This is a genomic window from Microbacterium sp. CnD16-F (assembly GCF_024124465.1).
Taxonomy (GTDB): Bacteria; Actinomycetota; Actinomycetes; order Actinomycetales; family Microbacteriaceae; genus Microbacterium; species Microbacterium gawkjiense.
This window is the reverse complement of record NZ_JAMXSA010000003.1, coordinates 38742-57706: the sequence shown is the minus strand read 5'-3', so window position 1 is coordinate 57706 and position 18965 is coordinate 38742. Positions and strand designations below refer to the sequence as shown.

The 18965-nt window shown below is 71.3% G+C and carries 22 protein-coding genes and 1 tRNA gene; 7 read left to right on the top strand and 16 right to left on the bottom strand.

Annotation, left to right across the window (positions count from 1 at the left end; translation table 11 throughout):
* Positions 1 to 14: 14 nt before the first annotated feature.
* A complete protein-coding gene (locus NH287_RS01555; RefSeq protein WP_253034209.1) occupies positions 15 to 401 on the top strand; it encodes a hypothetical protein in 387 nt (128 codons plus the stop codon).
* Between the two features lie 25 nt (positions 402 to 426).
* On the opposite strand, the gene NH287_RS01550 is transcribed toward NH287_RS01555, so the two are convergent.
* Genes NH287_RS01550 through NH287_RS01515 form a run of 8 tightly spaced genes read right to left on the bottom strand, consistent with a single transcriptional unit; the run spans position 427 to position 5213 of the window.
* A complete protein-coding gene (locus NH287_RS01550) occupies positions 427 to 807 on the bottom strand; it encodes a hypothetical protein (protein ID WP_253034208.1) in 381 nt (126 codons plus the stop codon).
* Between the two features lie 4 nt (positions 808 to 811).
* Positions 812 to 1219, bottom strand: coding sequence for a pilus assembly protein TadG-related protein (locus tag NH287_RS01545; protein WP_253034207.1), 408 nt, complete (start codon positions 1217 to 1219; stop codon positions 812 to 814).
* The gene (locus NH287_RS01540; RefSeq protein WP_253034206.1) at positions 1216 to 1683 is read right to left on the bottom strand and encodes a TadE/TadG family type IV pilus assembly protein; all 468 of its coding nucleotides are present in this window, start codon (positions 1681 to 1683) and stop codon (positions 1216 to 1218) included. Before NH287_RS01540 ends, NH287_RS01545 begins: the two co-directional genes overlap by 4 nt.
* On the bottom strand, positions 1658 to 2047 hold the full coding sequence (locus tag NH287_RS01535; RefSeq protein ID WP_253034205.1) for a TadE/TadG family type IV pilus assembly protein: 390 nt from the start codon (positions 2045 to 2047) through the stop codon (positions 1658 to 1660). Before NH287_RS01535 ends, NH287_RS01540 begins: the two co-directional genes overlap by 26 nt.
* Positions 2048 to 2057: 10 nt before the next feature.
* Positions 2058 to 2261 (bottom strand): hypothetical protein, encoded by a 204-nt coding sequence (locus NH287_RS01530; RefSeq protein ID WP_217530155.1) that lies wholly within the window; start codon positions 2259 to 2261, stop codon positions 2058 to 2060.
* Between the two features lie 23 nt (positions 2262 to 2284).
* The gene (locus tag NH287_RS01525; RefSeq protein ID WP_253034204.1) at positions 2285 to 3196 is read right to left on the bottom strand and encodes a type II secretion system F family protein; all 912 of its coding nucleotides are present in this window, start codon (positions 3194 to 3196) and stop codon (positions 2285 to 2287) included.
* Positions 3193 to 4053, bottom strand: a complete 861-nt coding sequence (locus NH287_RS01520) for a type II secretion system F family protein (protein ID WP_253034203.1) — start codon at positions 4051 to 4053, stop codon at positions 3193 to 3195. The genes NH287_RS01525 and NH287_RS01520 overlap by 4 nt, the downstream gene beginning before the upstream one ends.
* Complete coding sequence (locus NH287_RS01515; protein WP_253034202.1) at positions 4050 to 5213, bottom strand: CpaF family protein; 1164 nt, start codon at positions 5211 to 5213, stop codon at positions 4050 to 4052. The genes NH287_RS01520 and NH287_RS01515 overlap by 4 nt, the downstream gene beginning before the upstream one ends.
* Positions 5214 to 5321: 108 nt before the next feature.
* Between NH287_RS01515 and NH287_RS01510 the strand changes: the two genes are divergently transcribed.
* The 3 genes from NH287_RS01510 to NH287_RS01500 all read left to right on the top strand — a co-directional run bounded on the left by NH287_RS01510 (position 5322) and on the right by NH287_RS01500 (position 6946).
* Positions 5322 to 5942: a flavin reductase family protein gene (locus NH287_RS01510; RefSeq protein ID WP_253034201.1), complete on the top strand. Its 621-nt coding sequence runs from the start codon at positions 5322 to 5324 to the stop codon at positions 5940 to 5942.
* 79 nt (positions 5943 to 6021) lie between these two features.
* A tRNA-Leu gene (locus tag NH287_RS01505) sits at positions 6022 to 6103 on the top strand.
* A gap of 72 nt (positions 6104 to 6175) precedes the next feature.
* Entirely contained in the window at positions 6176 to 6946 is a 771-nt protein-coding gene (locus tag NH287_RS01500; RefSeq protein ID WP_253034200.1) for a VTT domain-containing protein, read from the top strand.
* On the opposite strand, the gene NH287_RS01495 is transcribed toward NH287_RS01500, so the two are convergent.
* Entirely contained in the window at positions 6947 to 7834 is an 888-nt protein-coding gene (locus NH287_RS01495) for a Ku protein (protein ID WP_217530167.1), read from the bottom strand.
* A 60-nt stretch (positions 7835 to 7894) separates the two neighbouring features.
* On the opposite strand from NH287_RS01495, the gene NH287_RS01490 reads away from it, so the two are divergent.
* Positions 7895 to 10276: an ATP-dependent DNA ligase gene (locus NH287_RS01490; RefSeq protein ID WP_253034199.1), complete on the top strand. Its 2382-nt coding sequence runs from the start codon at positions 7895 to 7897 to the stop codon at positions 10274 to 10276.
* Between the two features lie 6 nt (positions 10277 to 10282).
* Here NH287_RS01490 and NH287_RS01485 read toward each other — a convergent pair whose 3' ends face one another.
* The 4 genes from NH287_RS01485 to murI form a co-directional block, all read right to left on the bottom strand.
* Positions 10283 to 11194 carry a cation diffusion facilitator family transporter gene (locus tag NH287_RS01485; RefSeq protein WP_253034198.1) on the bottom strand — a complete coding sequence of 304 codons (912 nt, stop codon included), beginning with the start codon at positions 11192 to 11194 and terminating at the stop codon, positions 10283 to 10285.
* A 97-nt stretch (positions 11195 to 11291) separates the two neighbouring features.
* Positions 11292 to 11930 (bottom strand): RdgB/HAM1 family non-canonical purine NTP pyrophosphatase, encoded by a 639-nt coding sequence (gene rdgB, locus NH287_RS01480; RefSeq protein ID WP_253034197.1) that lies wholly within the window; start codon positions 11928 to 11930, stop codon positions 11292 to 11294.
* Complete coding sequence (gene rph / locus NH287_RS01475) at positions 11876 to 12619, bottom strand: ribonuclease PH (protein WP_253034196.1); 744 nt, start codon at positions 12617 to 12619, stop codon at positions 11876 to 11878. The genes rdgB and rph overlap by 55 nt, the downstream gene beginning before the upstream one ends.
* Complete coding sequence (gene murI, locus NH287_RS01470; RefSeq protein WP_064001857.1) at positions 12616 to 13443, bottom strand: glutamate racemase; 828 nt, start codon at positions 13441 to 13443, stop codon at positions 12616 to 12618. Before murI ends, rph begins: the two co-directional genes overlap by 4 nt.
* A 56-nt stretch (positions 13444 to 13499) precedes the next feature.
* Here murI and NH287_RS01465 point away from each other — a divergent pair, with 56 nt between their 5' ends.
* Positions 13500 to 14828, top strand: a complete 1329-nt coding sequence (locus NH287_RS01465; protein ID WP_253034195.1) for a nicotinate phosphoribosyltransferase — start codon at positions 13500 to 13502, stop codon at positions 14826 to 14828.
* On the opposite strand, the gene NH287_RS01460 is transcribed toward NH287_RS01465, so the two are convergent.
* The 3 genes from NH287_RS01460 to NH287_RS01450 are packed head-to-tail and all read right to left on the bottom strand — an operon-like array spanning position 14807 to position 18011.
* Positions 14807 to 15073 (bottom strand): DUF3039 domain-containing protein, encoded by a 267-nt coding sequence (locus NH287_RS01460; protein WP_064001855.1) that lies wholly within the window; start codon positions 15071 to 15073, stop codon positions 14807 to 14809. The genes NH287_RS01465 and NH287_RS01460 overlap by 22 nt on opposite strands.
* Before the next feature lie 41 nt (positions 15074 to 15114).
* The gene (locus tag NH287_RS01455; protein WP_253034194.1) at positions 15115 to 16668 is read right to left on the bottom strand and encodes a hypothetical protein; all 1554 of its coding nucleotides are present in this window, start codon (positions 16666 to 16668) and stop codon (positions 15115 to 15117) included.
* Positions 16644 to 18011, bottom strand: coding sequence for an ATP-binding cassette domain-containing protein (locus tag NH287_RS01450; RefSeq protein ID WP_253034193.1), 1368 nt, complete (start codon positions 18009 to 18011; stop codon positions 16644 to 16646). The genes NH287_RS01455 and NH287_RS01450 overlap by 25 nt, the downstream gene beginning before the upstream one ends.
* 228 nt (positions 18012 to 18239) lie before the next feature.
* Between NH287_RS01450 and NH287_RS01445 the strand changes: the two genes are divergently transcribed.
* The gene (locus NH287_RS01445) at positions 18240 to 18929 is read left to right on the top strand and encodes an NTP transferase domain-containing protein (RefSeq protein ID WP_082886078.1); all 690 of its coding nucleotides are present in this window, start codon (positions 18240 to 18242) and stop codon (positions 18927 to 18929) included.
* The last annotated feature ends 36 nt before the right edge of the window (positions 18930 to 18965 follow it).

Here is an 18965-nt window from a genome sequence, read left to right as displayed (position 1 = left end):
CGACGGCGATCGCGATGCGTCGGGGCGACCTCACGGTCCGCGCGAGTCTCACCTGGCGCCGGGAGGGGTGGCGCTACGCCGTCTGGCTGTCCTCCGACGCCGTCGAGACGATCGAAGAGGTCGCCGATGACGCCTTCGAGGCTCTGTGCCGGGTTCGCGAGCACCTCGAGCCGCGGGGCTGGCGCATCGGCGTCGTCGGTGCGCAGGCCGACGTCTGGCCGAGCGGGATGGCGCGGGATCAGGGCGGCGGGCTGCGCGCCTATCGAATGGGTGAGGACCGCGTCGGCGACCTCGTCGACGTGTTCGCACCCGCCGATCCCGACACGGTCACGACCGTGGCGGCCCAGCGCGCCGAGACGGATCGGCGATTCGAGCTCATCCGCAGGGCTGCAGAAGGCTGATCGCCGCGCCGGCTCCCTCGGGTGATCACGGCTCCGGCCCCAGGACGGGGTTGCCCTCGTCGTCGAATCGGCCTCGCCACCACGCATCGGTCCGGTACTGCTCCGGGAGTGAGGTGAGCGGGTCTCCGAGCTCGTACGCGCCGCCGGTGACCCGATCCACGGCATCCCACCACTGCTCGCTCAGATCCGTCGGAAGCCGCTCGCCGCACCACGGACAGAAGTCGATCCGCTGGACGACCCGCAGGTCGCCGGGGGCGTGGTCGCCGCGTTCCTCGATGGCGTAGCTGCGATCACGAGGGGTGTACCGCACCGCGAATCGCGGGTCGGCGACCATCGTGCTCATCATCGGGCACGAGTGCGGGTCGGTGGCATCGGTCCCCGGTACCATGACGTCATTCTCGTCCATCGGTTCAGTCCAGCGAGGTGCGGCTCGTCGCGGTCGCATCGAGCACCACCCCCGCGGGGACGAAGATCGACGAGATCGGTGGATGCCACGTCGTCGACACCGTCACGCGGGCCGACACCCCGTCGGGGGTGGATGCCGAGACGAGCGCGACCTCGCCGTCCGCCGCGACCAGCGCCTCCGCCTGCTCCCGCACGCCGGCATCCGTCAGCTCCGCGCGCGGCTGATCCCCGTGCACCTCGAGCGTGAACCCGTCGGCGCCTGCGAGAGCCGCGGCATCCGCGGCCGCCTGCGTCCGCTTCTGCGCGAGGTACAGACTCGTCGCGTCGACGCACACGAAGACGAGCACCAGTGCCAGGAGCGCGTAGCCGATCGTCAGGATCAGGATGCTGCCGTCCTCGTCGCGGGCCTTCATCCGTCGCTCCAGTAGCGCGAGACCTTCTGCACGGACGACGACTCGACGCCCACGCGGGTCGCCTCGTCGAGCCCGAGGACCGGCGGCACGAGCGGCAGCGGCACGGAGGCCGCGACCGTCACCCGGACGGTCTCGCCTGCGCCCGGGCACTCCGTCGGCCGGCCGACGCAGGAAACGTCCACGGCGAGCGTGTCCGCGTCGATCTCGTACTCGCGCACGAGGGAGTCGAGGACCGCCGCTGCCCGGGCGTCGGCATCCTGCACGCTCTCCGCTGACGCGACGGCGCGTGCGACATGCCGAGAGGCCGCCTCGACGCCCAGCGCGTGCGACTGGATGATCCCGAGGGTGACGATGAGGTAGACGATCGGGACGAGGAGGATGACACCGCCCACGATGAACTCGAGTGCGGCCGACCCGCGCTCGTCGCCGAGGAGGCGATCACTCGAAGGTCTCCGCCGGGGCATGGACGGTCACCTCCCACCCGTGCGGCACGCCGAGGAGGCCGATGAGGGGCAGCCGTGTCGTCACGGTCACCGCAACGGTGTCGTACCCGAGCGCGGTCGATTCCGAAGCGGTGGCACTCTCGACGAAACCGTCGCCCACGGCGCGCTCCACGACATCCCGGGCGCGCTGCGCCCCCGCCGCGGTCTCCACATCGGCGAGGGCCGCGTGGTACGCCCCCTCGACCGCCGCGTCGTGGACGACGTTGCGGACGTACACGGCGAGCCCCAGTTGCAGGACACCGAGGGTGAGCACGGTCAGCAGCACGCCGACGAGGACGAACTCGACCGGAGTCGAGCCGCGTTCATCGGAGAGCAGCCGGCGCACGTCGACGTCCTCAGAAGCTCGAGACCTGGTCGATCGCCTGCTCGAAGAGCTGGGCGAGCGCGGGACCTGCCAGGGCCCAGATGACGACGACGAGTCCGGCGGTCATGAGGGTGATCAACACCCAGCCGGGCACGTCGCCCCGCTCGTCGTCGCGGACGTCCCCGAGCACGGCACCCCAGGCGGTGCGCAAACGGGACAGAGTGGAACGGATCATGATGTTCTCCTTTCGGTCAGGTGTCAGCCGACCCCGAGCCGCAGCATGACGATGCCGGGGAAGACGGCGAAGAGGACGCTCATGGGCAGCAGCAGGAAGACGATCGGGAAGAGCATCGCGATCTCCTTCTTGCCGGCGCGTTCGATGAGCGAGCGTTTGGCGTCCTCGCGGGCGTCGCCGGCCTGCGCCTGCAGGACCCCCGCCAACGGCGCACCGCGGTCGATGGCCGCGACGAGGTGCTCGAGCGCGCGCGACAGTGCCGGCACGTCGAGCCGCCGGCCGAGGTCCACGAGGGCGTCCGACAGGTTCGACCCGGTTCCGCTGTCGAGGACGGCGCGGCGGATCTCCGCCGTCAACTCACCCGAGCCGATCTCCCCGACGCGGCGGAGGGCGTCGCGCAAGCCTTCGCCCGCGGCGAGGCAGAGCGAGAGGAACTCGAGGAGCGTCGGCAGCTCCTCCTCGACGCGCGCCCGGCGTCGGCGCCCCGCCGACGTCAGCCGCAGATCCAGCACGGCCGCCGCGGCCGCCCCGGCCACCGGAGGAAGCAGCACGGCTCCCGGACTCATCCGGCCGACGAGGGCCAGAAGGACCAGGACGGCCCCTCCCGCCAGTGCACCCACCACGATCCAGGTGAGTTGCCGCGCACGGAACCCGGCCGCATCCTGCGTCCAGCCGGCCTGCCGCAGCCGCTGCTCGAGACGGGCGGCTCCCCCGAACGCGGCCATGAATCGATCGCGGCGCGTGCGCCAGTCCGTCCCGGCGGACTCGAGGGGGGTGAGACCGCGCGGGTCGGCGATGTCCCGAAGATAGGGCGCGATGCGCCGCGACAGCGTGGGCGCCGCCAGCCGTGGGACCCGGGTCGCGACGAGCACGACGCCGGCCGCGAAGGCGCCGCCGAGCACGATCGCGAGCGCGAGCTCCGTCAGGGCGTTCATGCGAACCACCGCCGAGGCTCGGGAAGGCGTCCGATGCCGACCATGAGTCGGAACGCGACCACCGAGACAGCGGCGCCGAGCAGGATCACCGCGACGCCCTCGGGGCTGCTGTAGGCCGTCGCTCCTTCGGGACGCAGGGCGAGCAGGCCGAGGATGATCCACGGCGCGACGACGCCGAGCACCGCGGCCCCGCGGATCCAGGACTGACGCGCTTCGATCTCGGCACGCAGCGCCGCGTCCGCCCGCACCGAGCCGGACAGCGCGCGGAGGACGCTCGTGAGCTCCGTCCCGCCGACCTGACGGGCCATCCGGAGCGCCTCGATGATGCGGTCGGCGACGGGATCGGCCAGCCGGGCCTTGAGGCGCAGCGCGCTCGAATCGAAGTGCCCCGACGCCGACACGTCCGACGCGAAGGCCGCGAACGCGGGACGCAGCGGCGGCGGTCCGACCTCGCCGAGCGCGGAGACCGCGTCGGGAAGCGACATCCCGGACCGTACCGAGGCGACCAGGAGGTCGCACACGTCCGGCCACAGCTGACGGCGGCTCTTCTGACGCCGGCGGGCGCGACCCCGCAGCCACCCGGCGGGCGCGAAGAATCCCGCCACGGCTGCGACGGCCGCGAACGCGGGCAGGGCGGTGACGAGCCAGACGACCGCCCCCGAGAGCGCCGCCGCGGCACAGGAGACCGCCGCGAGGTGCCCGGGCGTCGCATGGCCGAATCCGGCGCTCTGCAGGAGACGAGCGGATGCCGCATCGCGCCGCACGGGCGCCGGCTCCCCCGCGCGCGGCGGCCAGAGCCACGGCGACAGGGCGAGCAGAATGCCCGCCGCGAGGGTGATGCCGAGGAGGACGGTCATGCCGGAGCACCCCCGAAGAGCGTGCGGGTCTCGACCACGCCGTCGACGACTCGGCCGGTCGGCGCGACGATCTCGAGGACGGCGCGGCGACCGTCGGCATCCCGCCGGCAGTGGACGACCAGACCGACCGAGGCGGCGATCGCGGGCAGGAGGAAGTCACGGTCGATGTTCCGCCCGGCCAGCAACGGGAGCGAGCCGAGCTTGCGGAGCGCGTCGGGCGCCGAGTTGGCGTGGATCGTGGCGGCGCCCGGGACGCCCGTGTTCAGGGCGAGCAGCAGGTCGAGGGCCTCCGCATCGCGGACCTCGCCGACGACGAGGCGGTCGGGCCGCATGCGGAGCGCTTCCTTCACGAGCCGGCGCAGCGACACCTCGCCGGTCCCTTCGAGGCTGGGCTGACGGCCCTGCAGCGCGACGAGGTCGGGGGCCTGCGCGTTCAACTCGAACGTCTCCTCCACCGTCACGATCCGGTGGTGCGCCGGTGCGGCGGCGATGAGGGCGCCGAGCAGCGTGGTCTTGCCGGCGTGCGTCGCGCCCGAGACGACGACGCTCGTACCCTCGCGCATCGCGGTGCGGAGGATCGCCGCCGCCTCGGGGGCGACGGACCCGGCGGTGACGAGGTCGTCCAGGGTGCGGAAGCGGGTGAGGAACTTCCGGATGTTCACCGCCCAGTGCCGGCGCGTGATATCGGGGATGACGACGTGCAGGCGCGACCCGTCCGGCAGCGACGCGTCGACGAACGGTTGGCTGAGGTCGACGCGGCGGCCGGTGGCGTGCAGCATCCGCTCGACCAGGTCGCGCACGGCCGCGTCGGTCAGGACGATCGGTGCGCGTTCGCTGCGCCCCTCGCGGGCGACGTAGACGCGGTCGGGCGCGTTGATCCAGATCTCCTCGACCTCCGGGTCGTCGAGGAGCGCCTGCAGGGGGCCGTACCCTGCGACGGTCGACAGGATGTCGCGGACGGACCCTGCTTCGTCCTCGATGACCTCCACGCCTCGCGCGAGGGCGAAGTCGTTGTGGCGACGCACCTCGGCGCGAGCGATGAATGCTGCGCGGTCGGGGTCTCGCGACGGGTCGACCTGCTCGCTGCGCAGCCGCTCGCGCACCCGCTCGGCGACCGCGGCGAGCCCGCGGGTCGACGTCGGGGCGGACGTGATGCTCATGGCCAGGGATCCTCGCAACCCGACCCCGCCCGGCGCGGGAGTTATCCACATGCCACCGGCTCCAGGTGGACTGCGGACGCACTGTCGGCGGGAGGCGAGAATCGAAGGATGGACGGAACGCGACGTGTCGAACTGCCCGTGCTGTACTTCGGGACCCCGGTCGCGTTGATCACCACGGTGAATCCCGACGGGTCCTCGAACATCAGCCCGATTTCCTCCGCCTGGGCGCTGGGCGACCGCTACATGCTGGGGCTCGGCGCCGACGGCCAGGCGGTCGCCAACCTCCGCCGCGTCGGCGAACTCGTGATCAACCTGCCGTCATCCGACCTCGTCGGCGCGGTCGAGGCGATCGCGCCGACGACGGGGCGTCACCCGGTGCCCGAGGCCAAGAGACCCGCCTACCGCCACGAGCCCGACAAGTGGACCCTCGGCGGTCTCACCCCCCTCCCGTCGGACACGGTGACGGCGGCACGTGTGGCCGAGTGCCCGGTGCAGATCGAGGCTCGTGTGGCGCAGGTCGTCGGCATCGACGGTGGCGACGCCGTCGCCGTGGAGGCGCAGGTCCTGCAGGTCCACGCGCACGAAGGGATCCTGCGGGAGGGGCAGGACCGCGTGGACACCGACGCGTGGCGACCGCTGTACTACGGGTTCCGCCACTACTTCGCGCAGGGGCCGCACGTCGGCGCCAACTTCCGGGCGCCGCTCCTGGACGATCCCGCGCTGGCCTGACCAGGTCGGCATCGCCGCGCGATCCTCGGGATATCCCTCTCAGGCGTCTCCCACCGCGCGCCCTAGACTGAACGCACCAGCGGGAGTGGTGAAATCGGCAGACACGCAGGATTTAGGTTCCTGTGCCTTCGGGCGTGGGGGTTCAAGTCCCCCCTTCCGCACGAGGCACCCGCGTGCCTCACACCTTGCGCCCATCCGTCGGCGGGCCCACCGCCGCGAATCGAAGGACCTCCGTGCACCCCTTCGCACTGCTTCCCTGGCTCGACCCCGAGACGATCATCAATGCGGCCGGCCCGTGGGCCCTCGTCGTGGTCTGCTTCATCGTCTTCGCCGAGACCGGCCTGCTCGTCGGTTTCCTGCTGCCGGGTGACACCCTGCTGATCATGGCGGGCCTGCTGTCGAACCCGGTCACCCACGCCCCGAACGGCGTCTTCGGGATCAACGTCTGGGTGGTCGGCCTGCTGATCGGTCTCGCGGCGTTCCTCGGCGGTGAGGTCGGATACCTGATCGGTCGCAAGGGCGGACCCGCCGTGTTCGAACGCAAGGAGTCCGGCCTCTTCAGTCGCAGCAACGTCGAGCGGACGAATGCGTTCTTCGAGCGCTACGGCGGCGTGACGGTCATCCTCGCCCGTTTCGTGCCGATCGTGCGCACCTTCGCCCCGGTTGCCGCCGGCGTCGGCAAGATGGCATGGCACAAGTACTCGCTCTACAACCTGATCGGCGCCGTGATCTGGGGCTTCGGTCTGACGGTCGTCGGTTACCTCGTGAGCCTCATCCCGGGCGTCGGCGAGTTCGTCGCCGAGTACATCGACGTCATCCTGCTGGTGGCGGTGGCCGGCACCATCATCTTCATCGTGTGGCACTACTTCGCCGAGAAGCGCAAGGTCAAGCGCGAGATGGCGGCCGGACCCGACGGCGTCACCGACCGAGCCGAGGCGCAGCAGCTCGTCCTCGAGCCCAAGGCGTTCGACGAGCGCCCCGACGGGGAGAGCCGCCGCTCCTGATCAGGAGGCCTTCTTCTTCGCGGGCTTCTTCTTCGCCGCCGCCGGCTTCGTGTCGGCGGCGGCGTCTTTCTTCCCAGCGTCCGTCTTCCCGCTGCCAGCGCGCGCGGCGCGGCTCTTCTCGACGCTCGCCCGCAGGGCCTCCATCAGGTCGATGACCTCGCCGCCGGAGGCATCCGTCTTCTCGCCGAAGGTCTCGGCCGTGTCGAACGCGTCGCCCTTCTCGAGCTTCGCCTCGATGAGGGTGCGCAGCTCCTGCTGGTACTCGTCGGTGAATTCGGTCGGGTCGAAGTCGCTCGAGAAGCTGTCGACGAGGGATGCCGAGAGCTCCAGCTCCTTGCTCGAGATCTTCACCGGCTCGTCGAGCACGGGGAACGACGCCTCACGCACCTCGTCCGCCCACAGGAGCGTCTGCAGCACGAGCACGTCGCCGCGCACGCGGAGCGCCGCCAGCCGCGTCTTCTGCCGCAGCGCGAACCGGACGATGGCGGTGCGGTCGGTCTGCTCCAGCGTCTGCCGCAGCAGGACGTAGGCCTTGGGACTCTTCGAGTCGGGCTCGAGGTAGTACGCCTTGTCGAGCGTCAGCAGGTCGATCTGCTCGGTCGGCACGAACTCGACGACCTCGATCTCACGGCTGCGTTCGCTCGGCAGGGCCGCGAAATCGTCGGAGGTCAGGACGACGGTGCGCTCGCCGTCGTCGTACGCCTTGTCGATCTCGGCGTACGGGACGACCTCGCCGTCGATCTCGCAGATGCGCTGATACCGGATGCGGCCGCCGTCCGCGGCGTGCACCTGGTGCAGCGACACGTCGTGGTCCTCGGTCGCGGAGTACACCTTGACGGGCACGTTCACCAGGCCGAAGGTGAGGGCGCCTTTCCAGATCGCTCGCATCACACCAGTAGACACCCGTCACAGCACGTTGCGACAGGGCTTGCGCACTACTCTGGGCCCATGCCAGCCCCACCCCAGGAGGTCGTCGTCGACGGGCGCCGCCTGCGGCTGACGAATCTCGACAAGGTCATGTACCCGGAGACGGGGACGACCAAGGGCGAGGTCATCGACTACCTCACCCGCATCGCGCCGGCGATGCTGCCGCACCTCGCCGATCGGCCGGTCACCCGCATCCGCTGGCCCGACGGGACCGGCGAGGGCTCGTTCTTCGCGAAGCACCTCGAAGCGGGGGCGCCGCCCTGGGTCGCGCGGCGGCCCATCGAGCATTCGACCGGCGCGAAGGACTACCCGCTCGTCGACGGGATCCCGACTCTCGTCTACCTCGCGCAGGTCGCCTCGATCGAACTGCACGTCCCGCAATGGCGCTTCGACGCCACCGGGGGACGACGGAACCCCGACCGACTCGTCCTCGACCTCGATCCGGGCCCGGGAGCGGGGCTCGCCGAGTGCGCGGAGGTCGCGCGCTGGGCGCGCGCGATCCTGATCGACCTCGGGATGGACCCGGTGCCCGTCACGAGCGGCAGCAAGGGCATCCACCTGTACGCCCCCCTCGACGGATCCCGCACGAGCGACGAGATCAGCGCCTTCGCGAAAGAACTCGCCCGCCTGCTCGAAGCCGACCACCCCGACCTCGTCGTCAGTCAGATGTCGAAGGCCGCCCGTCCCGGCAAGGTGTTCCTCGACTGGAGCCAGAACAACGGCAAGAAGACGACGATCGCACCGTACTCGCTGCGGGGCCGCGACCGGCCGACCGTCGCTGCGCCGCGCCGCTGGGACGAGCTCGACGACCCCGATCTGCGCCACCTGCTCTTCGACGAGGTCCTCGAGCGGCTGGGCGAGGTCGGCGACCTGTTCGCCGCCCTGGCGCCGACGGATGCCGGGCCGCTCGCCTCGTACATCGCGAAGCGCTCCGCGGCGAAGACGCCCGAGCCCGTGCCGGACTCCCCCGCCGGCGCACCGTCCGCCGGCTCCGCGCGCTTCGTCATCCAGGAGCACCACGCCCGGCGCCTGCACTACGACCTGCGTCTCGAACGCGACGGCGTGCTCGTCAGCTGGGCGGTGCCGCGCGGCATCCCGGACTCCCCCTCGACGAACCATCTCGCGGTGATGACCGAGCCGCACCCGATGGAGTACCTGGGCTTCGCGGGCGAGATCCCGGCGGGCGAGTACGGTGCCGGGTCGATGTCGATCTGGGACACCGGCACCTTCGCGCTGGAGAAGTGGCGCGACGACGAGGTGATCTTCACCGCGACCGGTCGCGAGGGCGGTCCGCTCGGTTCGGTGCGGCTCGCCCTCATCCGCACGAGCGGCGACGGGGAGAAGTCGCAGTGGCTGCTGCACCGGATGAAAACGGATGCCGCGCCCCCCGCATCCGCTCCTCCGGCACCCGCGTCGCCGCCCTCCCCCGCCACGCCCCTCCCGCCCCCGTCGCCGATGCTCGCGACGACCTCCACCCCTCCCCTGGCGCGCCGGGCGGCGGAGCGATGGGGAGCCTGGGTCGAGTTCAAATGGGACGGCGTGCGGGCCCTCGGCATCTGGGACGGACAGACGCTGCGGCTGCGGGCCCGCAGCGGCACCGACATCACGGCGCGCTACCCCGAGGTGACCGCGGCGGCGGCGTTCGGTCCCGCCTCCTGCGTGGTGGACGGCGAGATCGTCGCTCTCGACGGACGCGGTCGACCGAGTTTTTCGCTGCTGCAGCACCGGATGCACCTGACGAAGACGCCCGAGATCGAACGCGAGGCGCGGCGGATCCCGGTGCAATACCTGCTGTTCGACGTCCTCGAAATCGACGGAAGGGATGCCGCGCCGCTGCCCCTCGCGCAGCGGAGGGAGCTCCTCGAACGGCTCGCCGCCGATGCGCACGAGCCGATCGTCCTCCCCCCGATCGCCGACGACGTCGACGACGCCCTCGCCACGGCGCGCGCGATGGATCTGGAGGGTGTCGTCGTCAAGGACCCGTCGTCGATCTACCGACGTGGTCAGCGCAGCGACCAGTGGCTCAAGGTCAAGCTCACCCTGATGCAGGAGATCGTGATCGGCGGCATCCGTCCGGGCAAGGGCGGTCGCTCAGGGGGGATCGGGTCGCTCCTGATGGGGATCCCGACGCCCGACGGGCTGCACTACGTCGGGCGTGTCGGCTCCGGCTTCGGCGACGCGACCCTCGCACGATTGGATGCCGCGCTCACCCCGCTGCGCACCGACGAGAACCCGTTCGTCGACGTCGGCCGGGAAGAGGCATCCGATGCGCTCTGGGTGCGCCCTGAGCTCGTCGGCGAGGTCGAGTACGCCGAGGCGACGCCGAACGGGACCCTCCGCCACGCGCGCTGGCGCGGTCTGCGACCCGACAAGACCCCGGACCAGGTCCGGATGGAGGACTGACCGGCGTCAGGCGTGGGCGTCGTGTTCGACGTGACCGGCGGGTTCGAGCTGGAACGTGGAGTGCGCGACGTCGAAATGCCGGGACAGGCAGGACTGCAGCTGCGACAGGAGTGCGCCGGCGCGATCGTCGGCGAAGTGGTCGGGTGCGACGACCACGTGGGCGGTGAACACCGGCGCGCCCCGGGTGAGCTGCCACACGTGGACGTCGTGGACGTCGACGACGCCCTCGGTGCCGAGGATGTGATCCCGGATGTCGGCGACTTTCGTCCCCGCCGGCGCGCGCTCCCCGAGCACGGCGAACACCTCGCGCAGCAGGGCGACGGCGCGGGGCACGATGAGGGCGGCGATGAGGAGGGAGGCCACGGCGTCCGCCGGCATCCATCCCGTCAGCCAGATGACCCCGGCGGCGAGGATGACGACGACGGAGCCGACCAGGTCGCCCAGCACCTCGAGGTACGCGCCGCGGACGTTGATGCTCGTGCGTTGAGCGGCGCTCAGGACGTAGAGCGAGACGCCGTTCGCGACGAGGCCGATGACCGCGACCACGAGCATCGGCAGACCCTGCACCTCGGCCTCGGCGGGGTCGACGAGGCGCGAGATCGCCTCGACCGCGATCCATCCGCCCAGCACGATCAGGATGACGGCGTTGAGCAGCGCGCCGAACACCTCGGCCCGCTGGTAGCCGTAGGTCTGGCGTTCGTCGGCGGGACGCGCCGCCACCGACGCCGCGATGAGGGCGATGACGAGACCCGAGCTGTCGGTGAACATGTGCCCGGCGTCCGCGAGGAGCGCGAGCGATCCCGTGAGGATCGCGCCGACGAGCTGGACGACGAGCACGGTCGCGGTGATGCCCAGCGAGACGGCGAGCAGACGGCGGGGATGTCCGCCGCGGATGCCGGTGGGCGCGTGATCGTGCATACCTCGAGGGTAGGGCGGGGCGGCCGACCTGCCGCCCGGTTCGGGCTACTCGGGAATGAGTCCGATTCTCAGGCTCAGCGGTATGCGCGGGCGGCCGTCAGAGCGCAGCCAGCAGCGGCGCCAGCGCCTCGAATGCGCGGGCGCGGTGCGACGTCGCGTTCTTCTCCGCCGCGGACAACTCCGCGGCCGTGCGCCCGCCGGCGTCGTCGGGCAGGAACACGGGGTCGTAGCCGAATCCGTTCCCACCCGCGGGAGCCGGCGCCAGCCGGCCCGGCCAGACCCCCGTCACCACGTGCTCCTCGCCGCCCGGGACGACGAGCGCGATCGTCGACACGAATTGCGCCGTCCGATGCGGGTCGGCGATGTCGGAGAGTTGATCGAGCAGCAGCTCGTAGTTCGCGACGCCGTCCTTGCGGTGCCCGGCCCAGTAGGCGGAGAACACCCCGGGCGAACCGCCCAGAACGTCGACGCTGATCCCGGAGTCGTCGGCCATCGCGGGGAGCCCCGTGTGGACGGCCGCCGCGCGCGCCTTGATCAGCGCGTTCTCGGCGAACGTCACGCCGTCCTCGACGGGCTCCGGTCCGTCGTAGCCGACGACCTCGAGGTCGGGCCGCGTCGCGGCGACGATCGCACCGAACTCCTCGACCTTGTGCGCGTTGTGCGTCGCCAGGACGATGCGGCTCACGCGCGCTCCTGCGCGAGGGCGGCGAGCTGGATGTCGCGGAGGTCGCCGCATCCGTTCACACCGAGGTCGAGCAGCGCGTCGAGCTCCCGCTTGTCGAAGGGCGCCCCCTCGGCGGTGCCCTGCACCTCGACGAACAGCCCGCGACCGGTGACGACGACGTTCATGTCGGTCTCGGCGCGGACGTCCTCGACATAGGCGAGGTCGAGCATGGGCTCACCGTCGATGATCCCGACCGAGACCGCCGCCACCGAGTCCAGGAGCGCCTTGGCGTTCTTCCCGACGAACCCCTTCGCCCGGCCCCACTCGATCGCATCCGCGAGGGCGACGTAGGCGCCCGTGATCGCCGCCGTGCGGGTGCCGCCGTCGGCCTGCAGCACGTCGCAGTCGATGACGATCGTGTTCTCGCCCAGCGCCTTCGTGTCGACGACCGCGCGGAGCGCGCGACCGATCAGCCGGGAGATCTCGTGGGTGCGGCCGCCGACCTTGCCCTTGATGGACTCGCGGTCGTTGCGGGAGTTGGTCGCGCGCGGCAGCATCGCGTACTCGGCGGTGACCCACCCCTTGCCCTTGCCGGTCAGCCAGCGCGGGACGCCGTTGGTGAAGGATGCGGTGCACAGCACCTTCGTGCCCCCGAAGGAGATGAGGGCCGACCCCTCGGCGTGGGCGTTCCAGCCGCGTTCGATGGTGACGGGGCGCAGCTGGTCGACGGCGCGGCCGTCGGCACGGGTGGTCTCGGTCATGAGGTCTCCTTCGGTAGGTCGATGGCACCGGTCTGGACGAGGCGGACACTGCTCACACCGCGTCCCATCAGCCGGTCGGCGAGGCGGAGGAAGTCCTCGGCGGAATCCCCCGTCGCCTCGTAGACGTGCGTCGGTTCCGCGTCGGGTCCGGCCAGCAGGTCGCGCGACACGAGCTGACGATAAACGTCCTTCGCGGTCTCGGTGTCGCTCGAGACGAGCGACACGTCCGGGCCCATCACGTAGCTGATGGCGCCCTCGAGGAACGGGTAGTGGGTGCAGCCGAGCACGAGGGTGTCGATCCCCGCGTGACGCAGCGGCGCGAGGTACTCCTCGGCGACGCGCAGGACGTCGGGCGTGTCCGTGACCCCCGCCTCCACGAAGTCGACGAAGCGCGGACAGGCCTGGGCGAAGACGCTCAGGCGCTCGTTGACGCCGAGCATGTCCTGGTACACGCCCGAGCCGATGGTGCCCGCGGTGCCGATGACGCCGATCCGCCCGTTGCGCGTGGTCGAGATGGCGGTGCGCACGGCGGGGCCGATGACCTCGACGACGGGCACGTCGTACCGCTCCCGCGCGTCGCGCAGGAGGGCCGCCGACGCGGTGTTGCAGGCGATCACGAGCATCTTCACGCCCTCGTCGACGAGGGCGTCGAGCACCTCGAGGCCGTAGCGCCGCACGTCGGCGATCGGTTTCGGTCCGTACGGGGAGTGCGCCGTGTCGCCGATGTAGAGCACCGACTCCCGCGGCAGCAGCTGCGAGACAGCGCGGGCGACGGTGAGGCCGCCCACTCCGGAGTCGAAGATCCCGATCGGTGCGTCCGTCACGATCGTCCAGCCTAGTCTCGCGCGGGGGTCCGCTCGCGCGTGGCTAGAGTGACGGCATGGGCATGTCCACGGCGCTGCTGACCGACCGCTACGAGCTCACGATGCTGGATGCCGCGCTGCGCGACGGCACCGCCGACCGCCGCTGCGTGTTCGAGCTCTTCGGCCGCCGCCTCCCGGGCGGACGCCGCTTCGGTGTCGTCGCGGGAACCGGGCGACTGCTCGCGGAACTCGCCGACTTCCGGTTCGAGGAGGCGGAGCTCGCCTTCCTCCGCGACCACCGCATCGTCAGCGCCGAGACCATCCGCTTCCTCGAGGACTACCGCTTCCGCGGGACGATCAGCGGGTACCGCGAGGGAGAGCTCTACTTCCCCGGCTCGCCGATCCTCACGGTCGAGGGCTCGTTCGCCGAGGCCGTCATCCTCGAGACCCTCGCCCTCAGCATCCTCAACCACGATTCGGCGGTCGCCACCGCTGCGGCGCGCATGAGCATCGCCGCCGGCGACCGCCCGCTCGCCGAGATGGGGTCGCGCCGTGCGGCGGAGCGCTCCGCCGTCGCCGCGGCGCGGGCCGCCTACATCGCGGGCTTCTCCGCGACGAGCAACCTCGAGGCCGGGCGCACCTGGGGCATCCCGACCATGGGGACGGCCGCACACGCGTGGACACTGCTCCACGACACCGAGGAGGACGCCTTCCGCAGCCAGATCGACGCGCTCGGCACCGACACGACGCTCCTCGTCGACACCTACGACATCCGCCAGGGCGTCGAGACGGCGATCCGCGTGGCGGGCACGGGCCTCGGAGGCGTGCGCCTCGACTCGGGAGACCTCCCGACCGTCGCCGCGTCGGTGCGCGCGCAGCTCGACGAGCTCGGCGCCACGGGCACCCGCATCACCGTGACGAGCGACCTCGACGAGTTCGCGATCGCGGCACTGGCGGCATCCCCCGTCGACGCCTACGGCGTCGGGACCTCGGTCGTGACGGGATCGGGCACTCCGACCGCGGGCATGGTCTACAAGCTCGTCGCACGGCAGGGCGCCGACGGCGGGTGGGTCTCCGTCGCGAAGGCCTCGACGTCGAAGGCGTCCGTGGGCGGACGCAAGGCTGCGTTCCGCACCCGCGTCGACGGGGTCGCGACGGGCGAGGTGGTCGCCGTCGCCGCCGGCTTCGACGAGCTCGACACGCCCGCAGCCCACCCCGGTGCCCGTCCGCTGCAGGTCGCTCTGGTCCAGCAGGGCGAAGCGGATGCCGCGCACCTCGGACCCGACGGCGTCGCCGCCGCACGGGCGCATCACCTGCGCGTGCGGGAGGAGCTGCCCGTCACCGCTCTCGCCCTCAGCCGCGCCGATCCGGCGCTGCCGACGGCCTACGAGGTGAGCGAGGCGTAGATCTCCTTGCACGTGGGGCACACCGGGAACTTCTCGGGGTCGCGCCCCGGCGTCCACTTCTTGCCGCACAGCGCGCGAACGGGCTTGCCGGTGATCGCCGATTCGAGGATCTTGTCCTTCTTGACGTAGTGCGAGAACCGCTCATGGTCACCCGGCTCGATGGACTCCTCGCGGATGAGCTCCTCGAGCTCACGGTCGAGTGTGGCGAGGCCGCCCTGATCCGGGCTGTCGATCGGCGTGCTCATTCCCCCGAGTGTACTGCCGGCGGGACCCTCGTGGACGGGGGTCAGTGCGTTTCGACGAACTCCATGAGGCGGCTCGTGCGGCGCTCGAAGACCGCCCCGCCGACGGCGATCCCAACCGCCAAGACCGTCACCCCCACACCCATGCCGGCCCAGAAGGACGTCCATGCGGCGCCCTCGTCGCCGCCGAGCGCGAGCCAGCCCGACCACAGCGCGGGGACGGAGAGGATGATCGCCCCGAACAGGACCGCCGCCTGAGCGACCGACCCGCCCGTGCGCTGCGGCTGCTCGAACGGTCCTTCTCCGGGACGGGAGACCGCGTAGGGCGCGGCCGCAGACGCCACAGAGCTGAGGCCGAGACCCGTCGCGAAGAGCGAGACGCAGACTCCGACGAGGGCCGGGAGCACCACCCACCGCCCGTGGACCCAGATCGAGAGGGTGATGGCGAGCGCCAGGAGCGGCACCCCGAGGAGCAGAACGGGGACGAGGCGCCCCACCCGGTCGGCGACGCCGCGGACACCGGCGGAGATGTGCAGCCAGATCCCGGTCGAGTCGTACGCGAGGTCGTTGTGCACGAGCCAGCCGAGGAACAGCGCGAGGATCGGCGGCGGGATCAGCACGACGGTCGACAACGGCACGCCCACCACCAGGAGCGGCAGCACGATGAGGACGGAGGCGATGGGAACGACCACGACGTTGGCGAGGTGCCGAGGGTCGCCCGACCAGTACACGATGCTGCGCGCGGCGATCGCGCCGCCGGGGGTGCCGGGCATGACGGCGAACCAGCCGAGTCCGCGACGCTCGCGCACCGGTACCTCGCGCTCCGTCGCGCTCATCATGATCTGGACGAGCAGCCGCCACGCACCCGCCAGCGCGAGCACGGTCACGAAGGCCACGAGGACCGAGACGACGAGGTCGCCGCCGGTGCGCAGCGGGATGGCGACGGCTGCCCCGAGAGGCGTCGCGCCCAGCACCTGCGCCGCCTCAGCGAGCTGCGAGGGCAGACCCCCGGACCACTCGAGCGAGAAGGCGAACACGGCCACGGGGATGACGACGATCGCGGCCGCTGTGACCATCAGGCCCGTGAGCTGCGGCGACCTGCGCTCGCGGAGGGCGAGGACGGAGACGGCCATCGCGCACCGCGCGGCGAGGACGTTCGTGGCGACGAACAGCACCGCGGCCAGGACGGCGAGGGCGGGTGACGCCCCGTGACCGATCCACGCCACCGACATCGCGACCGCAACCGCGATCGTGACCAGTCCCGGCAGTCCGAAGGGGGATGCCGCCACCACCGACCACGCGACGATCCGAGGCTCGACGCCCGTCACGACGAACCGCCGAGGGTCGAGAGGATCGTCGGCCCCCGTGAAGAGCGGTACGAGGAGGAAGCCGCCGACGATGAGCGATCCGCCCACGACGACGAGCGTCGCGGCATCCGCATCCGGAACGCGGTCGAGCCGGACGAGCGCGACGCAGACCGCCGCCACGGCGACCGCCAGGATCCCGAAGGCGGCCAGGCGGCGGACGAGCACGCCGGGGCGGGCGTTCAGCGAACCCGCGAGCAGCGCGAGCCTCAGTCGGAGTACGTGTGCAACCACTCGAGGCCTTCCACGTCGCTGAGTCCGCCGGACAGCTGGACGAAGCGCTCCGCGAGGGTGTGATCGCCGCGGACCTCGTCGACGGATCCATGGGCCAGCACCTGGCCGGCGACGATCACGGCGACGCCGTCGCAGACGCGCTCGACGAGCTCCATGCCATGGCTCGAGAGGATGACGGTGCCACCGCGCGCCACGTATGCCGTGAGGATCTCGAGAATCACCTCGCTCGAGACGGGGTCGACCGCCTCGAAGGGTTCGTCCAGCACGAGCAGGCGGGGAGCATGGATCATCGCGCCCGCGAGCATGATCTTCTTCGTCATGCCCGCCGAGTAGTCCGACACCGGCCGCACGAGCGCCGCGGTCAGGTCGAAGGCGCGGGCAAGGTCTTCCGTCCGCTCGGCGACGACGGCCGGGCGGAGCCCGCGCAGGACGCCGTAGTAGTGCAGCAACTGCCGCCCGGTGAGGCGGTCGAACGTGCGCAGCCGGTCGGGCAGGACCCCCATCAGCGCCTTCGCCGCGCGGGGATCCCGCTGCAGGTCGACCCCGCCGACGACGATCGTCCCGGCATCGGGCCGCAGCAGACCGGCGATCATCGACAGCGTCGTCGTCTTCCCCGCACCGTTGGGCCCGACCAGCCCGTAGAAGGTGCCGGCGGGGATCTCGAGGTCGACGGCGTCGACGGCCCGCGTCCGACCGAACGACTTCGAGACCTTCTCCAGTCGCAGTGCCGGGGCGGGATCGGATGCGTCGAGGCCCGCCTCGGCGCCGTCGAGGTCGAGGACGGCCGTCGCCGTCTCGAGCGCGCCGGCGTCGGTCGCCGTGTCGTCGTCCGTCGCGGTCTCGTCAGCCGGGACCGGCTCGGTCTCCGGCGCGGGCTCGACCTCGGGTTCAACCTCGGGCTCCATCACGGGCTCGGTTTCGAGCTCGAGGACGGTCTCCGGCTCGGCTTCCACGTCGGGCTCGGATTCGATCTCGGGTTCGGTCTCGGGCTCGGTCTCGGGCTCGGTTTCGACGCCGGCCGAGGGTGCGACCTCGGGTTCAGGTTCGGATGCGGAGACGTGCTCGGTTTCGGCTGGAGACTCGTATTCGCCGTCGGGCTCGCCGTCAGCCTCGGGCTCGGGCTGAGCCTCGGGTTCGGCCTCGGGCAGCACCTCCTGCTCCGACACCGGCTCCGACGTCGCGTCGTCCTGGTCGGCGGGGTCCTCACCCGGGTCGCGAGAGGCCTCCTCAAACCGCGCAGCGGCGAGGGCGGCCGGCACCTCGGGCTTGGGCGGCAGGGCCTGCGCGACCTCGTCGACGGGTACGGGCGGAGGCGGCGGAACCGGGTTGTCGGCGCCGGACACGGGAGCCTTCTTGCGGGGCGGTCGTGTCTTGGGAGGCGTCACCCCTCAAACTTAGCAAGCCCGACCGGTGCGACTTCCGGCGCACGCCACAGGGGGTCGCACTATCACGAATGCACAACGTCGGGCCAGGATACGGGCCCTTTTCAGGTGACACCGATAGCATCGAGGGCGGCACGAAGATGTGTCTTTCCGATGTACGGACAGTGACCACATCGTCAGGAGCACCCCGTGACCAAGATCGTCATCCTCGCAGCCGGCATGGGCTCGCGCCTCGGCCGCAGCCTGCCCAAGCCGCTGACCGCGCTGAGCGACGGCCGCAGCATCATGGGGCAGCAGCACGACAACATCCGCGCGGCATTCGGGCCCAAGGCCCACATCACCACGGTGGTCGGCTACCGTGCCGAGACCATCGTCGAGGCCTTCCCCGACGTCGACTACGTCTACAACGACCGCTACGACCAGACCAACACGTCCAAGAGCCTGCTGCGTGCCCTCAAGGCGACGGGCAAGTCCGGTGTCCTCTGGATGAACGGCGACGTCGTGTTCGATCCGCGTGTGCTCGGCCGGGCCCTGGCGCTCATCGAGGCGGACCAGTCCTTCGTGACGGTGAACACCTCGAAGGTCAGCGACGAAGAGGTCAAGTACACCGTCGACGCGGACGGCAACATCGCCGAGCTGTCGAAGACCGTCGTCGGCGGCCTCGGCGAAGCGGTCGGGATCAACTACATCTCGCGCGCCGACAAGCCGGCGCTCATCGCTCAGCTGGGCCACGTCGACAACCAGGACTACTTCGAGCGGGGTCTCGAGCTCGCGATCGCCGAGAACGGCCTGAAGCTGCGGCCCCTCGACATCTCCGACCTGTACGCCGTCGAGGTCGACTTCGCGGAAGACCTCGATCGGGCGAACCTCTACGTCTGAGGCAGCGGACGATGCGTCCCGGCGCATCGTGAGATC

Bases quoted from the DNA above. Each gene is read 5' to 3' on its own strand.
- NH287_RS01555 (WP_253034209.1), top strand. From the start codon at position 15: ATGCGTCGGGGCGACCTCACGGTCCGCGCGAGTCTCACCTGGCGCCGG.
- NH287_RS01550 (WP_253034208.1), bottom strand. From the start codon at position 807: ATGGACGAGAATGACGTCATGGTACCGGGGACCGATGCCACCGACCCG.
- NH287_RS01545 (WP_253034207.1), bottom strand. From the start codon at position 1,219: ATGAAGGCCCGCGACGAGGACGGCAGCATCCTGATCCTGACGATCGGC.
- NH287_RS01540 (WP_253034206.1), bottom strand. From the start codon at position 1,683: ATGCCCCGGCGGAGACCTTCGAGTGATCGCCTCCTCGGCGACGAGCGC.
- NH287_RS01530 (WP_217530155.1), bottom strand. From the start codon at position 2,261: ATGATCCGTTCCACTCTGTCCCGTTTGCGCACCGCCTGGGGTGCCGTG.
- NH287_RS01525 (WP_253034204.1), bottom strand. From the start codon at position 3,196: ATGAACGCCCTGACGGAGCTCGCGCTCGCGATCGTGCTCGGCGGCGCC.
- NH287_RS01520 (WP_253034203.1), bottom strand. From the start codon at position 4,053: ATGACCGTCCTCCTCGGCATCACCCTCGCGGCGGGCATTCTGCTCGCC.
- NH287_RS01515 (WP_253034202.1), bottom strand. From the start codon at position 5,213: ATGAGCATCACGTCCGCCCCGACGTCGACCCGCGGGCTCGCCGCGGTC.
- NH287_RS01510 (WP_253034201.1), top strand. From the start codon at position 5,322: ATGGACGGAACGCGACGTGTCGAACTGCCCGTGCTGTACTTCGGGACC.
- NH287_RS01495 (WP_217530167.1), bottom strand. From the start codon at position 7,834: ATGCGAGCGATCTGGAAAGGCGCCCTCACCTTCGGCCTGGTGAACGTG.
- NH287_RS01490 (WP_253034199.1), top strand. From the start codon at position 7,895: ATGCCAGCCCCACCCCAGGAGGTCGTCGTCGACGGGCGCCGCCTGCGG.
- NH287_RS01485 (WP_253034198.1), bottom strand. From the start codon at position 11,194: ATGCACGATCACGCGCCCACCGGCATCCGCGGCGGACATCCCCGCCGT.
- rdgB (WP_253034197.1), bottom strand. From the start codon at position 11,930: ATGCGGCGACCTCCGCGACATCCAGCTCGCCGCCCTCGCGCAGGAGCG.
- rph (WP_253034196.1), bottom strand. From the start codon at position 12,619: ATGACCGAGACCACCCGTGCCGACGGCCGCGCCGTCGACCAGCTGCGC.
- NH287_RS01465 (WP_253034195.1), top strand. From the start codon at position 13,500: ATGGGCATGTCCACGGCGCTGCTGACCGACCGCTACGAGCTCACGATG.
- NH287_RS01460 (WP_064001855.1), bottom strand. From the start codon at position 15,073: ATGAGCACGCCGATCGACAGCCCGGATCAGGGCGGCCTCGCCACACTC.